The organism is Streptomyces sp. NPDC090442, assembly GCF_044769405.1.
GTDB lineage: Bacteria > Actinomycetota > Actinomycetes > Streptomycetales > Streptomycetaceae > Streptomyces.
Map to the genome: position 1 here is coordinate 25,432 of NZ_JBIVXW010000038.1, position 14,716 is coordinate 40,147.

The 14,716-nt window shown below is 72.5% G+C and carries 10 protein-coding genes; 8 read left to right on the forward strand and 2 right to left on the reverse strand.

Annotation, left to right across the window (positions count from 1 at the left end; translation table 11 throughout):
* Positions 1-75: 75 nt before the first annotated feature.
* The 4 genes from ACIQU6_RS25610 (at position 76) to ACIQU6_RS25625 (ending at position 4,840) form a co-directional block, all read left to right on the forward strand.
* Positions 76-633, forward strand: a complete 558-nt coding sequence (locus tag ACIQU6_RS25610; RefSeq protein ID WP_403484008.1) for an ATP-binding protein — start codon at positions 76-78, stop codon at positions 631-633.
* Positions 634-899: 266 nt separating this feature from the next.
* On the forward strand, positions 900-2,957 hold the full coding sequence (locus ACIQU6_RS25615) for a phosphocholine-specific phospholipase C (RefSeq protein WP_403484009.1): 2,058 nt from the start codon (positions 900-902) through the stop codon (positions 2,955-2,957).
* Between the two features lie 120 nt (positions 2,958-3,077).
* Complete coding sequence (locus ACIQU6_RS25620) at positions 3,078-4,145, forward strand: aldo/keto reductase (RefSeq protein WP_403484010.1); 1,068 nt, start codon at positions 3,078-3,080, stop codon at positions 4,143-4,145.
* Positions 4,146-4,267: 122 nt separating this feature from the next.
* Complete coding sequence (locus ACIQU6_RS25625; RefSeq protein WP_403484011.1) at positions 4,268-4,840, forward strand: hypothetical protein; 573 nt, start codon at positions 4,268-4,270, stop codon at positions 4,838-4,840.
* Between the two features lie 98 nt (positions 4,841-4,938).
* Here the strand turns inward: ACIQU6_RS25625 and ACIQU6_RS25630 are convergent, their stop codons facing one another.
* Entirely contained in the window at positions 4,939-6,114 is a 1,176-nt protein-coding gene (locus ACIQU6_RS25630) for an Ig-like domain-containing protein (RefSeq protein WP_403484012.1), read from the reverse strand.
* A 264-nt stretch (positions 6,115-6,378) separates the two neighbouring features.
* Here ACIQU6_RS25630 and ACIQU6_RS25635 point away from each other — a divergent pair, with 264 nt between their 5' ends.
* Together ACIQU6_RS25635 and ACIQU6_RS25640 are read left to right on the forward strand one after the other, a co-directional pair.
* Complete coding sequence (locus tag ACIQU6_RS25635) at positions 6,379-7,704, forward strand: streptophobe family protein (RefSeq protein WP_403484013.1); 1,326 nt, start codon at positions 6,379-6,381, stop codon at positions 7,702-7,704.
* A gap of 290 nt (positions 7,705-7,994) precedes the next feature.
* Positions 7,995-9,506, forward strand: a complete 1,512-nt coding sequence (locus ACIQU6_RS25640; RefSeq protein WP_403484014.1) for a nucleobase:cation symporter-2 family protein — start codon at positions 7,995-7,997, stop codon at positions 9,504-9,506.
* Between the two features lie 53 nt (positions 9,507-9,559).
* On the opposite strand, the gene ACIQU6_RS25645 is transcribed toward ACIQU6_RS25640, so the two are convergent.
* On the reverse strand, positions 9,560-10,195 hold the full coding sequence (locus tag ACIQU6_RS25645) for a transcriptional regulator (RefSeq protein ID WP_403484052.1): 636 nt from the start codon (positions 10,193-10,195) through the stop codon (positions 9,560-9,562).
* 908 nt (positions 10,196-11,103) lie between these two features.
* Here ACIQU6_RS25645 and ACIQU6_RS25650 point away from each other — a divergent pair.
* Both ACIQU6_RS25650 and ACIQU6_RS25655 read left to right on the forward strand, forming a co-directional pair.
* A complete protein-coding gene (locus tag ACIQU6_RS25650) occupies positions 11,104-13,467 on the forward strand; it encodes a glycosyltransferase (protein WP_403484015.1) in 2,364 nt (787 codons plus the stop codon).
* Positions 13,464-14,684, forward strand: coding sequence for an acyltransferase family protein (locus ACIQU6_RS25655; protein WP_403484016.1), 1,221 nt, complete (start codon positions 13,464-13,466; stop codon positions 14,682-14,684). Before ACIQU6_RS25650 ends, ACIQU6_RS25655 begins: the two co-directional genes overlap by 4 nt.
* Positions 14,685-14,716 lie beyond the last annotated feature (32 nt).

Sequence of the window (14,716 nt, forward strand, 5' to 3'; positions counted from 1 at the left end):
AGCTCACTCCTCGTGTTCGGGGTTCGTTGGTGCAACGAGGTGAAGGGCGTGAGCCTCGCGGTGAGGAGCCTCGACATGACACCACCACACCGGCACTACACGGTCGAACTGCCCGCCTCGGCGGAGCGGGTCCCCCAGATCCGGCGGATCGTCGCCGCCCATCTGCGCTACTGGCGCCTTGAGTTGGAGATCGCGCCGGTGTGCGAGGGGGTGGCCGAGCTCCTGACCAACGTCCATCGCCACATCGGCCCCGACGCCCGCTGCGTGCTCGAACTCCGGTGGAGCGGAAGCCATGTGACCGCCTCGGTCGCCGACGAGGGCCCCCGGCTGCCGCGGCTGGAGGGCGCGGCCGGTGGCGGGCTCGCCAGGATCGCGGCGCTCAGCGACAGTTGGGGCACCTGCGGCACCGCGGACGGCAAGGTCATCTGGTTCACCCGCCGCGTCGAGGCGGCCCGCACCGCGCCTCAGACCCCGCCGGTCCCGCCGCGCGGCGTGCCGGACGTGGTGGGGCCCGCGCCCGCCGCCGAACCGCCCGCCACCGAGGGCGAGTCCACCGCGGACCCCGCCCCCGCCACCGCCCCCGGCCCGGCCGTCGCCCCGGGACCGTCCCCGTCGGAGGCGTCGCTGGTCTAGCCACCCGGTCCCGGGGCGCCGCCGAGCCGGCGCTACGGAGCGACCCCGCACGGCCGGCGGGTCACGGCACAACTGCCGTGGCCCGCCGGCCGTTCGTCGTGCCGGGGCCGCGCGTGGCCTGGGAGTTCGCCCACCGTACGGTGAAGTGTCACGGCCGGGACACTTCCTCTTCCCTGTTCCTCGTTCCTCTTGGAACACTCTGCCCGCAGCACCCTCCGCACCCGCTCCACCCCCCGATCCCCCCCACCTACGAGGTCCCCAGACACATGGCTGACATCAACCGCCGGCGCTTCCTCCAGATAGCCGGCGCCACCGCCGGTGCCGCCGCGCTGTCCAACAGCATCGCCCGCGCCGCGGCCATCCCCGCCCGGCGCAGCGCCGGTTCCATCAAGGACGTCGAGCACATCGTCGTCCTGATGCAGGAGAACCGCTCCTTCGACCACTACTTCGGCTCGCTCAAGGGCGTCCGCGGCTTCGGCGACCCGCGCCCGGTGACGCTCCCCAGCGGCAAGCCCGTGTGGCACCAGTCCGACGGCACCAAGGACCTGCTGCCCTACCACCCGGACGCCAAGGACCTCGGCATGCAGTTCATCGAGGGCCTCAACCACGACTGGCACGGCGGCCACCAGGCGTGGAACAACGGCAAGTACGACCAGTGGGTCCCCGCCAAGGGCACCGGCACCATGGCGTACCTGACGCGCAAGGACATCCCGTTCCACTACGCGCTCGCCGACGCCTTCACCATCTGCGACGCCTACCACTGCTCGCTGATGAGCTCCACCGACCCCAACCGCTACTACATGTGGACCGGTTACGTCGGCAACGACGGCACCGGCGGCGGCCCGGTCGTCGGCAACGAGGAGGCCGGCTACGGCTGGACCACCTACCCCGAGCGCCTGGAGAAGGCCGGCATCTCCTGGAAGATCTACCAGGACATCGGCGACGGCCTGGACGCGGCCGGCAAGTGGGGCTGGATCGACGACGCCTACCGCGGCACCTACGGCGACAACTCCCTGCTGTTCTTCAACCAGTACCGCAACGCCGCGCCCGGCAACCCGCTCTACGACAAGGCCCGCACCGGCACCAACGCCAAGCAGGGCGACGGCTACTTCGACCAGCTCAAGGCCGACGTCAAGGCCGGCAAGCTGCCCCAGATCTCCTGGATCGCGGCCCCCGAAGCCTTCTCCGAGCACCCCAACTGGCCCGCCAACTACGGCGCCTGGTACGTCTCCCAGGTCCTGGACGCGCTGACCTCCAACCCCGAGGTGTGGAGCAAGACGGCGCTGTTCCTCACCTACGACGAGAACGACGGCTACTTCGACCACGTCGTCCCGCCGTTCCCGCCCGCCTCCGCCAACCAGGGCAAGTCCACCGTCGACACCGCCCTGGAGCACTTCGGCGGCAACCTCACGTACGCCGCCGGCCCCTACGGCCTGGGCCAGCGCGTCCCGATGCTGGTGATCTCCCCCTGGAGCACCGGCGGTTACGTCTGCTCCGAGGTCTTCGACCACACCTCCGTCATCCGGTTCATGGAGAGCCGCTTCGGCGTCCACGAGCCCAACATCTCGCCCTGGCGCCGCGCCATCTGCGGCGACCTCACCTCCGCCTTCGACTTCTCCCTGGAGAACGCCAAGCCGGCCCCGCTCCCGGACACCAAGGGCTTCCAGCCGCCGGACCACAAGCGGCACGACAGCTATGTCCCCAAGCCGCCGGCCACGCCCGTCCTGCCCACCCAGGAGCCGGGCTCCCGGCCCAGCCGCCCGCTGCCCTACGTCCCGCTGACCGACGGCAAGGGGGACGTCGCCGGCGGCCGCTACACCCTCACCCTCAGCGGTGGCGGCGCCGCCGGCGCCTGCTTCCTGGTCACCTCCGGCAACCGCACCGACGGCCCCTGGACGTACACCACCGAGGCCGGCAAGACGCTCTCCGACACCTGGAACACCGCCTACTCCCACGGCAGTTACGACCTGACGGTGCACGGCCCCAACGGCTTCCTGCGCACCTTCAAGGGCCCCGGCAAGAAGGCCGTCCCCGAGGTGACCGCCCGGCACGACGCGGCCTCCGGGCGCATCGAGCTCTCGCTCGGCAACCCGGGCACCGCCCCCTGCAACCTCACCATCGTCAACGCCTACGGCGGCGCCAAGCAGACCGTCCGGGTGGACCCCGGCGGCACCGTCACCCAGCGCGTCGACCTCACCGCCAGCAAGCGCTGGTACGACCTGACGATCACCGCCGACACCGACGCCGGCTTCCTGCGCCGCCTCGCCGGCCACGTCGAGACCGGCAAGCCCGGCGTCAGCGACCCGGCGCTCCGCACCGGCTGACCCGCCCCGGCCGGGAGGCGCCCGCCCGCCTCCCGGCCACCCGGCCGCGCCGATGTCGCCTTGCCTTGGAGCGCGCTCCACCTCCTAGCGTGTGGGCCACCACCGACCGAAGGGGACCGCGTGCGGTACACACTGTTCGGCAAGACCGGCCTGCGGGTGAGCGAACTGGCCCTGGGTACCATGACGTTCGGCGAGGACTGGGGCTGGGGCGCGGCCAAGGACACCAGCGCGCGCCTCCTCGACGCCTACGCCGACGCCGGCGGCAACTTCCTCGACACCGCCAACAACTACACCGGCGGCACCTCCGAGACGATCCTCGGCGAGCTGCTCGCCGGCCGCCGGGACCGCTTCGTGCTGGCCAGCAAGTACACCTGCGCCACCGCCGAGGGCGACGTCAACGCCGCCGGCAACCACCGCAAGAACCTCGTCCAGTCCGTCGAGGCGAGCCTGCGCCGGCTCCACACCGACCGGCTCGACGTGCTGTGGGTGCACGCCCGGGACAACTTCACCCCCGTCGAGGAGGTGATGCGCGCCCTCGACGACCTCGTGCGGTCCGGCAAGGTGCTCTACCTCGGCGTCTCGGACTGGCCCGCCTGGGAGATCGCCCAGGCCAACACCCTGGCCGAGCTGCGCGGCTGGACCACCTTCGCCGGCTCGCAGCTCCGCTACAACCTGCTGGAGCGGACCGTGGAGCGCGAACTGCTGCCGCAGGCCCGCGCCTTCGACCAGGCGGTCTTCGCCTGGGCCCCGCTCGCCGCCGGCAAGCTCACCGGCAAGTACCGGCGCGGCGAGTCCGGCCGGCTCGACGGTCGGGACGTCGACGAAGGGGACAACCGCGCCGACCACAACGAGGAGGAGACCGTCACCGCCGTCCTGGAGATCGCCGAACAGGGCGGGTGGAGCCCCGCCCAGGTCGCGCTCGCCTGGCTGCGCCAGCGCCCCGGCAACATCGTCCCGATCATCGGCGCCACCAAGGAGCACCAACTGGCCGACAACCTCGGCAGCATCGGCGTGGTGCTCGACGCCGACGCCCTGGCGCGACTGGACGCCACCAGCGCGGTCCCGCTCGGCTTCCCGCACGCCTTCCTCCGCGAACCGGGCATCACCCAGACCGTTTACGGCGACCGCTGGTCGGACATCGAGGACCGCCGCTCCACCTACCGGCGCACCGTCCACGACATCCGCTGACGCCGCCGCCCGCCCCCGGCTACGCCGAACGCGCCCGCCCGGATGCCCGGCCCAGGCGGCTGCTGTCTAGTGACGGTGGGCGGTCGGACGCCGCCCGCCCCGTGTGCCGAAGGAGTCGTGCGATGAGGAACCCCGTCAGCGCGGCCGGCCCCGCCGTCGTCGCGGCCGTCGTCGCCCTGGTCGCCGCGGCGCTCGGCGGATGCGCCAACCAGGGCGGCGGGACGGCCCCTTCGCGGACCCAGACGCCGTCGGCCACCGGCCCGGTCACCACCAGCGCCGCGCCGACCACCCCGCCCCCCGGGCCGGTCGCGGTGCACGCCCGCTCCGGGCCGCTCGGCACCCTCCTCGTCGACGGACAGGGCCGCACCCTCTACCTCTTCGAGGCGGACGGGGAGCGCGAGTCGACCTGCTACGGCGCCTGCGCCGACCGTTGGCCGCCGGTGCTGGTGAGCGGGGCGCCGACGGCCGGCGCCGGGGTGCAGAAGGAACTGCTGGGGACGATCACCCGTCGGGACGGCGGCCGGGAGGTCGCCTATGACGGGCGACCGCTCTACTACTTCGACGGGGACAAGCGGCCCGGCGACGCCAAGGGCCAGGGCGCGGACGACCACGGCGGGAAGTGGTACGTCCTCGCCCCCTCGGGCGACCGGATCACCAAGCCGGTACCGAGCGCCGGCCCCAGTGGCGGGCACTGACCGCGACGACGAAGCCCCCGGCCCAGTGACGAGCAACTCGTCACCGGGCCGGGGGCTTTGGAGGTGGGGCCGCGGGTCGTGGCGCGGGCCCGCGGGCGCTACTTCAGGGCGCTCCGCTGCTGCCACTGCTGCCAGTTCTCCTGCCAGACCTCCAGGCCGTTGCCGACGTCGGTCTTCGCGGTGCTGCTGCTGCCCTTGACCTCGACCGTGGAGCCGATGGTGAGGAAGTCGTACGCCTTCTTGGCGTCCGAGGTCGTCATGCCGAAGCAGCCGTGGCTGTTGTTGACCACGCCGATGGACTTGTTCCAGGGCGCGGAGTGCAGGAAGGTGCCGGACGCGGTGAGGTGGGTGACCCACTTCGAGTCCAGCATCCACTGGCTGCCGTAGCCGATGGTGGCGGAGTCCATGGTCTCGGCGGCGTTCTTGCTGCGGACGGTGTGGACGCCGTTGCGGGTGGGGGCCTCCGGGGAGCCCGCCGAGCCCTTGATGGTGTCGACCGGCTTGCCGTTCTCGTACAGGGTCATGCTGTGCGAGGGCACGTCGATGACGGCCTTGTGGTCGGCGCCGATCTTGAAGTCGAAGTCGTAGTCCCGAGCGAAGTAGCGGCCGTCGCCGGAATCTATCCCGCCCAGCGCACCCCGCACGGAGACCTTCGTGCCGCTCGGCCAGTAGTCCTTGGGCCGCCAGTCGATCCGGTCCTTGCCGTCCCAGTCCGTCACCCAGCCCCAGGCACCCTCCACCTTCGGCTGGCTGTTGACCGTCAGCGCCTTCTCGACCTCGGCGCGCTTGTCCTTGGCTATCTTGTGGTCGAACTTGATCGAGACCGGCATGCCGGTGCCGACCGTCTGTCCGTTCCCCGGGGTGTTGGTGAGCTTGTTGACCTTGTCCGGCTGCTCGGTGGTGAAGGTCGCGGTGGCCTTGGACTCCTTGCCGCCGGTCGACTTCGCCTCGGTCTGCACGGTGTAGGTGGTCTTGGGCCGGACCTTGCCCTCGGACGTCCAGGACCCGCCGTCGGCGGCCAACTTGCCGGGAACCTTGGCCCCCTTGTCGTCCTTGACGTCGACCGCGGTCAGCTTGCCCCCGTCGGCCTTGACGGATATCGGCGAGCCCAGCTTCGCGGCGGTGCTGCCACCGGCCGGGGTGACGGTCACCTTGGCCGCCGGCTCCGCCGCCCGGGAGGAGTCGGCGCCGTTCCCGCACGCGGTCAGCAACAGCCCCGCGGCGAGCGCGGCGGGTATCAACCGGGCGGTGTGGCGACGTGTTCCGGCGTGCACGAGGGTCCCTCCAAAACTGGGCAACGGACAGCGGCGGAGCCCGTGGCATCCGCCGCACTGATGTAGACGGTTTGTCCGCTTCAGCGGTTGTGCGGTGCATCGGTTTATTAGGACACAGTTCGATATCGAAGCGGGGCTACGGCGGGAACGCGACATCGGTGCCCGCCTCCCGGCCCCGACCGGTCCTTCCGCGTGCTCTCGTGCGGGCTCCGTGCGTACCGTGGTCTCAAGGGCACTTCGGCCCCGCGCCCCGCAGGAGACAGCGTGAGCCAGATGCGCGGCCCGGCTGCGGCCGGCTCCCGGAACCCGGCACCGCACGGCGCCCCGTCCGCCCTCCGCGGCTGGGCGGACGCCCTCGGCACCGCCGTGGCGGGCCTGCTCACCATGGTGCTGATCGCCGCGCTCGGCCTGTGGGCGGCGGGCGCGGCCGGGCTGCCGAACGGCGCCTTCCCCTCGGTGGTCGCGGCCGTCGTCGTCGCGGCGGCCGGCGGCTCGCTCGGCGCCACCGGCAACGCCGGGGTGATCGCCCAGGCCCATGCCGCCGTCGACGCCGTACCGCTGTCGGTGACCCTGGCCGGCGCCCTGGTCACCGCCGTCGTCTTCCTGTGGCCGCTGCGCCACCGCGCGCTCGCCCCGGCCGGCGAACTGCTCGCCAGGATCGTGCGGACCGCGGTGTGCTGGCTGGTCCTGCTGCTCCTGCTGGCGCTCGCCGCCCGGCACAGCTTCACCATCAGCGTCGGCAACGAGATCGCCGACCGGATCGGCGCCCTCCTCGGCACCACCCCGACCGTCGGCTTCCGCGCCGACATCCCCGCCACCCTCGGCTACGGGCTGCTGTGGCTGCTCGCCGTCCTGGTGCTGACCCTCCTGGTCTCCCGCAAGGCCCCGCTTTCCCCGCGGCTGCTCCGCTTCCAGGACTCCGTCCGCCCGCCGGCCTTCGCGATGGTGCTGACGCTGCTGGTCTACGTCGCGCTCGGACTGGCCGTCGGCATCGTCGAGTTGATCACCCGCGGCGACCCGGCGCGGACCCTCGCGGCGATCCTGCTCGGGCTGCCGAACCTGGCCTGGCTCGCGCTGGGCATCGGCACCGGCGGCGCCTGGACCGGGCACGTCGACGCGGCCCTCGGGCTGCCGCTGCCGCACGTGTTGGAGCAGGCGCTGCGCGGCCGCGGGGAGCGCACCCTCGACCTCGGCTCGCTCGGCGCCCAGGACGGGCGGTACTGGCTGCTGGTGGCGGTGGCCGTGGTGGTGCTGCTCGGCGCCGCGTACACCGCGGCGGTCCGCGCCCCGGCCCGGACGCCCGCCTGGCGACAGGCCCTGCAGATGGCGGTGGCGCTCGCGCTCACCCTGCTCGCCGTCGGGCTGTTGACCCGGATCGACGCGCACTACGGGCTCTCCCTGATCGGCGTCGGCGACCTCGGCGGGGACCTGGGCGACTCGGTCACCCTGGTGCCGCAGCTCGGGCGGCTGGTGGCGGTGGGCGTGGCCTGGGGGCTGGTCACCGGGTTCGTCGGCGCCCTGGCGGCGCGTCGGGCCCGGCACCCCGGAGAGGTCCAAGACGCCTCCCGGGCGCGGCCGCCGGGCGGTTGAGGCCCGCGGGACGCCGTGGGGGAGCGGTGCCGCCGCCGCGAGCCGACGGTGCCGTCACCGCGCGCGGTGCGGCCGTCCAGGCCCCGACCCGGCCAACCCACCGCATTCGACCGGTAATTCGGGCGCGCTGGACGCATCGGGCCGCTCGGCCACATTTCCGAGCTTACGGCCAATTCCCTTTGCCAGAAGGCCGGTTACTCGCGCGGAACGGCACAGGTCAACTAGGGTGAGCGCCCCGACCAGGGCCCGGGCTCCCTCTTATTCACCTACCTCGTGAAGGCAAGGCAGAGATGGCACGACTCGCGCGACAATCCCCCCAACGCATTCCCCGGCAGCGGACCCATCCGGTCGATACCGTCCTCCCGTTCGGGAAACTCGCCCTCTACGGATTCCAGCACGTCCTCGCCTTCTACGCCGCCGCGGTCATCGTCCCGATCATGCTCGGCAACGCCCTCGGGCTGTCCCGCGAGCAACTCGTCTACCTCATCAACGCCGACCTCTTCACCTGCGGAATCGCCTCCGTCATCCAGGCGTTCGGCATCTGGAAGATAGGTGCCCGACTGCCGCTCGTCCAGGGCGTCACCTTCACCGCGGTCTCCCCGATGATCGCCATCGGGCTGGGCGCCGGCGGCGGCACCGCCGGGCTGCTGGTGGTCTACGGCGCGGTGATCACCGCCGGCATCGCCACGTTCCTCTTCGCCCCGTTCTTCAGCAAGTTGGTGAAGTATTTCCCGCCGGTGGTGATCGGCACGATCCTCACCATCATCGGCCTGACGCTCATTCCGCAGGCGCTCCAGGACGCGGCCGGCGGCGCCCAGTTGAGGGGCGAGCCGGAATTCGGCGACCTGAAGAACCTCGGATACGCGCTGGGCACCCTGCTGTTCATTCTCGTGCTGGTGCGGATCGGAAAGCCGCTGCTGAGCAGCGTCGCGGTGCTGCTCGGACTGGTCGGCGGCACCGCCGTCGCCTGGCTGCTCGGCGACGCCGACTTCGGTGCGGTGGGGTATGCTGACTGGTTCGGCGTCAGCACCCCGTTCCATTACGGAATGCCCAAGTTCGAGCCGTTCCCGATCCTCGCGATGGTCGTCGTCATGCTGATCACGATGGTGGAGACCACCGGCGACGTCTACGCCATCGGCGAGATCACCGGAAAGCCGGTCGGCAACGACACCGTCGCCCGGGCGCTGCGCGCCGACGGCGTCGCCACCGTCCTCGGCGGGATCTTCAACTCCTTTCCCTATGTGGCGTTCGCCGAGAACATCGGCCTGGTACGGATGTCGAAGGTGATGAGCCGGTTCGTGGTGGTCGCGGCCGGCGGATTCATGATCGTGCTGGGACTGTTGCCCAAGGCCGGCTCGGTGGTCGCCGCGATCCCGCACCCGGTGCTCGGCGGCGCGGCGCTGTCCATGTTCGGCATGGTCGCCGCGGTCGGCATCCAGATCCTGGGCAAGGTGGACCTGCGCGAGGAGCGCAACGCCCTGATCCTGGCGGTCAGTTTGGGCGCCGCGTTCCTGCCCACCGCGGTCGCGCCGTTCTTCGAGCGGATGCCGCAGGGCGTGCGGGCGGTGCTCGACAGCGGCATCACCCTCGGCGGCGTGACCGCGATCGCCCTGAACCTCCTCTTCAACGTCTTCACCCGCCGCAGGTCGCTGGAGATCGACTGGGACGAGTTCACCGAGGACGAAGGCGGGGGAGGGGACGAGGGCGAGGGTGGGGTCCGGGCCGGGGGCGGCTTCGAGGCCGGTGGGGCGCACGCGCCGACCGGTCCCGGGCCCGCCCCGCACGCCCCGGGCGCGTACTGACCCGACGGCCGGACGGCGGGCGGCACCACCGCCCCGCCCGCCGTCCCGCCGCCTCAGCGCACCGAGTTGAACGGCGGCGCCTCGCCCGCCTCCCCGATCAGCTCCCAGAAGTGGTCGACCAGTCGTCGCAGATACGCCGACCGCTCGGCCGCGATCTCCTTCAGCCGGGCGTCGCCGCTCCGCCCCACCACATGCCCCATGTACCGCTCGGAGAAGTCCGCGAACTCGCCGTGCATGGTGCGCAGCGCATCGCTCACCCGCGTCCGGTTCAACGTGGTGATCTCGGTGATCGGGGCGACGTGCGACTTCCAGCGCCCCTCGATGGCCGCCCGCAGGTGTCCGGCCAACTCCTCCACCTGCCCCATGACGCCGATCAGTTCGCGCAGCGACAGGCCCAACGCCTCCACCAGGGCCTTGGTTTGCCGGTAGTCGCCGTGCCACTGGTTGGCCGCCTCCGCGGCCCGGTACGCGTCCGGGTCCATCCCCACCCACTGCGCCAGCCGCTCCACGCTCACCTGCCGGGCCATCCGGTGCTCGGCCAGCGACCGCGGCTGCACCCCCATCAGAACCGCCGGCGGGCACCACAACACATCGGCCAGCGCGAAGAGTTGCGGTTCGGTGGGCGTCAGGGAGCCGTACTCCCACGCCTCGATCGCCTCGGGGTGCACCGGCGCACCGCACGCCGCCATGGACTGGGCGACCTGAAGCGTGGTCAGGCCCACCCGGGCCCGCGCGGATCGGGCCTGAACGGGGGAGAACGGAACGCTGTTCACGTACGCGACACCTCGCTGCACCCGGCGAGGAAGGGGGTGCTGGGGATGAGGAAGGGAGCGGACATGGAGGAACATCCAGGGGCGGGCAGATTAACAGACCAGAGAGAGGTACGAACCTCCAGGTCAGAACTCCCGTACCGGGTATGGCCGATGGGCCGGCATCTACCGGGTGGTAGCGCCCGACGAAGCCCGCTCGGCGGCGGGACGTAATGAAGGTGTTACGTGGATGAAGGTGCGGTGTCACAGTGATCCCCGAGGCTGGCGGGTGCCGATGGGCCTTGCCGAGCGGGGCCGGTCGGTGTACACCTGACATTCGGTCCTCCCCCCACAATCCGATCAGGATGGGACCCTCACTTATGCGATACACGCTCGACCGCCACCGTGCGGTCCGGTGCCCGCAGTTCGCCGTGCCGGTCGCGCCCGCCGGGGCCGCGCTCCGCCGTGCCGCCGTCCGTTCCGCCGCGAGAAGACGCACGCCGGTGCAGCTCAGACTGTCATGCATCTGACAATCACCGCGCGGTGATGCGGCGCGCCCCACGCGACCGCCGCCCGACCCCCGCCTGACTGCCACCGTCCCCACCCCGCGCGCACCCGGAGCCGCCGGCCTGACCAGCCGGCCCACGGCGCCCCAACCCGCCGCCGCACCAGGGCGGTTGCTCCGCCCTGCCCGCGCACGGCCACCGGGACCGACGCCCCACGGACCGCCGACGCCCCCGGTCGCCACGCCATGCGACCGGACGGCCCCACCGGCCCGAGGGACGCCGCGTGCCGGCCACCGCGCGCCGGTCTCCGCGTGCCCCGCAGCCAAGAAAGGACCACGCCAGGTGCTCACTTCGCACCACGCAGACTCCCAGGGCGCACCCACCGCCCTGCTCGGCGGAACGGACCACCCCACCCCACCCGTCGCCCCACCCGCCGGCCACGTCCTGGTCGTCGGCACCCCGGGCCCCCGTCTGGAACGCCTCGCCCACACCCTCCGTACCACCGGCCACGACGTCAGCCACGCCCCGCCCGGCGAGGCCGGCCCCCGCGTCCGCGAGACGCCCCCGGACGCCGTCGTCGCCCTCGACGAACCCGACGCCCGGCACGCCGCCGACGTCATCCGCGAGGTCCGCACCGTCCCCGCCGGCCGGGCCCTGCCGCTCCTGATGGTGACCGGCACCCCCGGCCCCTCCGGCGTCGCCGACCTGCTGCGTCAGGGTGCCGACGACTGCATACCCGAGGTCTCCGACCCGGACGAACTCTCCGCCCGCATCGAGGCCAAGCTCCGTCGCGTCCCCGTCCCCGTGGAGCAGTTGCTCCGGGACCCCCGCACCGGCCTCTACTCCGGTCCGCACTTCCTCGACGAGCTCGACCGCGAGCTCAGGCGCCCCGGAGCCGCCCGGCACGGCGGCGTCCTCGCCGTCATCGGCGTCGCCGAACTCGCCGCCCTGGAGGACCGGTTCGGCCCCCGCACCCGCCGCGAGGTCGCCGAACGCCTGGCCGGCGTCGCCGAACGGCTCGGCGGCGTCTGTGACCGCCTCGGCCGCGACGACGACGGCCACCTGCTGATGCTGCTCCCCGGCGTCGACGAGGAGGCCGCCCTGCGCAGCCTGGACGCCCTCGCCACCACCGCAGCCGGCACCCGCTTCGTCGTCGCCGACGAGAACGTCCGTCTCACCCCCGCCATCGGCTGGCTCCCGCTCACCCACGCCACCGACGCCGCCGAGGCCACAGGCCAGGCCCGCGACGCGGCCCGCGAGGCGCTCCGCCACCGCGACCTGCGCCCCGTCCGCTACGCCCCCTGGATGCGGGAGAGCCCGAACCGCCACCGCCGGCCCCCGCTGCGCGCCCTGTTCCGCCCCGCGCTCTCCGCGTTCTCCCCGGTCCTGGCGCTGCTCCTGGGCATCGGCGTGCCGTTCGCCCTCTACCAGCAGGCGTACCTGGCCGGTTGGGACCTCGGCTCGGTCATGTACTGGGTGGTGGTCGCCGGACTGGTGCTCTCCGCGCTGCTGATCATCCTCGAATGCCTCTACGCGCTGGACGCCCCGGCCCGCCCGGAACGCCCCGGCGCCCCCTACCCGCCGGCCAGCGCGGTGATCGCCGCGTACCTCCCCAACGAGGCCGCCACCATCGTCGAGACCGTCGAATCGTTCCTGCGCCAGGACTACCCCGGCGGCCTGGAGATCGTCCTCGCCTACAACACCCCGCACCCCCTGCCCGTCGAGGACACCCTCCGCGAGATCGCCGCCCGCGATCCCCGCCTGGTCCTGCTGCCGGTCGCCGGCAGCACCTCCAAGGCGCAGAACGTCAACGCCGCCGTCAGCCGCGTCCGCGGCGAGTTCGTCGGCATCTTCGACGCCGACCACCACCCCGCCCCGCACGCCTTTCGCGACGCCTGGCACTGGCTCTCCAACGGCTACGACGTCGTCCAGGGCCACTGCGTCATCCGCAACGGCGACAGCTCCCGCATCGCCAGGCTGGTCGCCGTCGAGTTCGAGGCGATCTACGCGGTCAGCCACCCCGGCCGCACCCGGCTCCACGACTTCGGTGTCTTCGGCGGCTCCAACGGCTTCTGGCGCGCCGACCTGCTCGCCCGCACCCGGATGCACGGCTCCATGCTCACCGAGGACATCGACTCCACCCTCCGTGCCCTGACCCGCGGTTCGCGCATCGCCGTCGACCGCACCCTGCTCTCCCGCGAACTCGCCCCCACCACCCTCACCGCCCTGTGGAACCAGCGCTCCCGCTGGGCCCAGGGTTGGCTCCAGGTCTCCCTCAAACACCTCTGGCGCGGCCTACGGTCACCCGTACTGACGGTACGTCAAAAATTCGGCCTGCTCGTGCTGTTGGGCTGGCGCGAGATCCAACCCTGGCTCACCCTGCAGATCCTGCCGATCCTGCTCTACGCGTCCTGGAAGGCCGGCGGCATCGACCACCTCAACTGGGCGGTCCCGGTCTGCGTCCTCGCCCTGCTCCTCACCCTCGGCGCCGGCCCCGTCCAGGCCCTCTTCGCCTGGCGCCTGGCCGTCCCCGAACTCCGCGCCCGCCGCCGCTGGTTCTGGTCCTACCTCCTGGTGTCGACCGTCTTCTACAGCCACTTCAAGAACATGGTCGCCCGCCAGGCCCACCTCAAGGAGGCGCTCGGCGACCGGCAGTGGCGCGTCACCCCCCGCGCCCAGGCCACGAAGGCGGTGGCCCGCCGATGACCACCGCCACCGCCCCGCCCCTCCAGGCGCACCCCCGCAAGGGCGCCCCGCGCCGCCGTCCCCCCGGCGACATCGACGGCTTCCGCGGCCTGGCCGCCCTCAGCACCGTCGCGTTCCACGTCTGGCAGCAGTACAGCTCCTACGACGCCGGGGGCACCCACCCGCCGGTCGACAACCCCCTCCTCAACGCCGTCCTCTCCCTCGAAGTCATCGACCTCTTCTTCGTCCTGTCGGCGTTCCTGCTGACCCTCTCCTACGCCCGCGCCGCGATCGACGGCGGCTCCACCCGCCCGGCACGGTCCTTCCTCTTCCGCCGGGCCATCCGCATCCTGCCGCTCTACGTCCTCGCCGTCCTCGTCGTCTGGGCCACCCGCAACCCCACCCTCCCCGGCAACTGGCAGGACCTCTTCGAGCACCTCACCTTCACCCACGTCTTCGACCAGGAACGGATCTTCTACACCCTCGGCCCCACCTGGTCGCTCTCCCTGGAGGTGCTCTTCTACCTCGTCCTCGTCGGCCTCGGCCCGCTCGCCGTCCGCGCCTGCCGACGCCTGCGCCGCCGCGGCAGCCGGGTGGCGCTCTGCGCGGCCGGCTGCCTCCTCCTCTTCGCCGCGCCGCTGGCCTGGATCACCGTCGCGCACTACACCCTGGGCATCCCGCACACCGACTGGGTCGCCTACTTCGGCCCGCAGGCCCGCTTCGGCGGCTTCGCGGCCGGCATGGGGCTGGCGGTGACCCTGGCCGCCCTCGGCGACCGGGCCCGCCTCGCCCCGCGCGCCGCGCTCACCCTCACCGCCCTCGCCCTGGCCGGGCTCCTCGGCCTCTCGCTCCAGTCCGACGCCGAGGGCTTCACCTTCACCTACTACCACCCCATCGCCTCCGCGTTGTGGCTGCTGCTCCTCTTCAGCACCCTCCACATCAGCCAACGGACCTTCTGGAACCGCTTCCTGACGGCCCGTTGGCTCACCCCGGTCGGCCTGATCAGCTACAGCCTGTTCATCTGGCACGAGCCGGTCATGCTCGTGCTGCACACCGTCGGACTGCTGCCGCCGGGCGCGGCCGGCTTCCCCTGGGCCCTGTTGGTCGTCCTGGCCGCCGCGCTCGTCGCGGCCACCGCCAGCTACTGGCTCATCGAGTACCCGGCCAGCCTGCTGGGACGCCTCAAGGACGCCCAGGGGCGGCCGCGGAACTTCTACCCGGAGCCGGCCCTGCGGTGAGTCAGCGGCACGTCGGGGCCGCGCCGTATCCG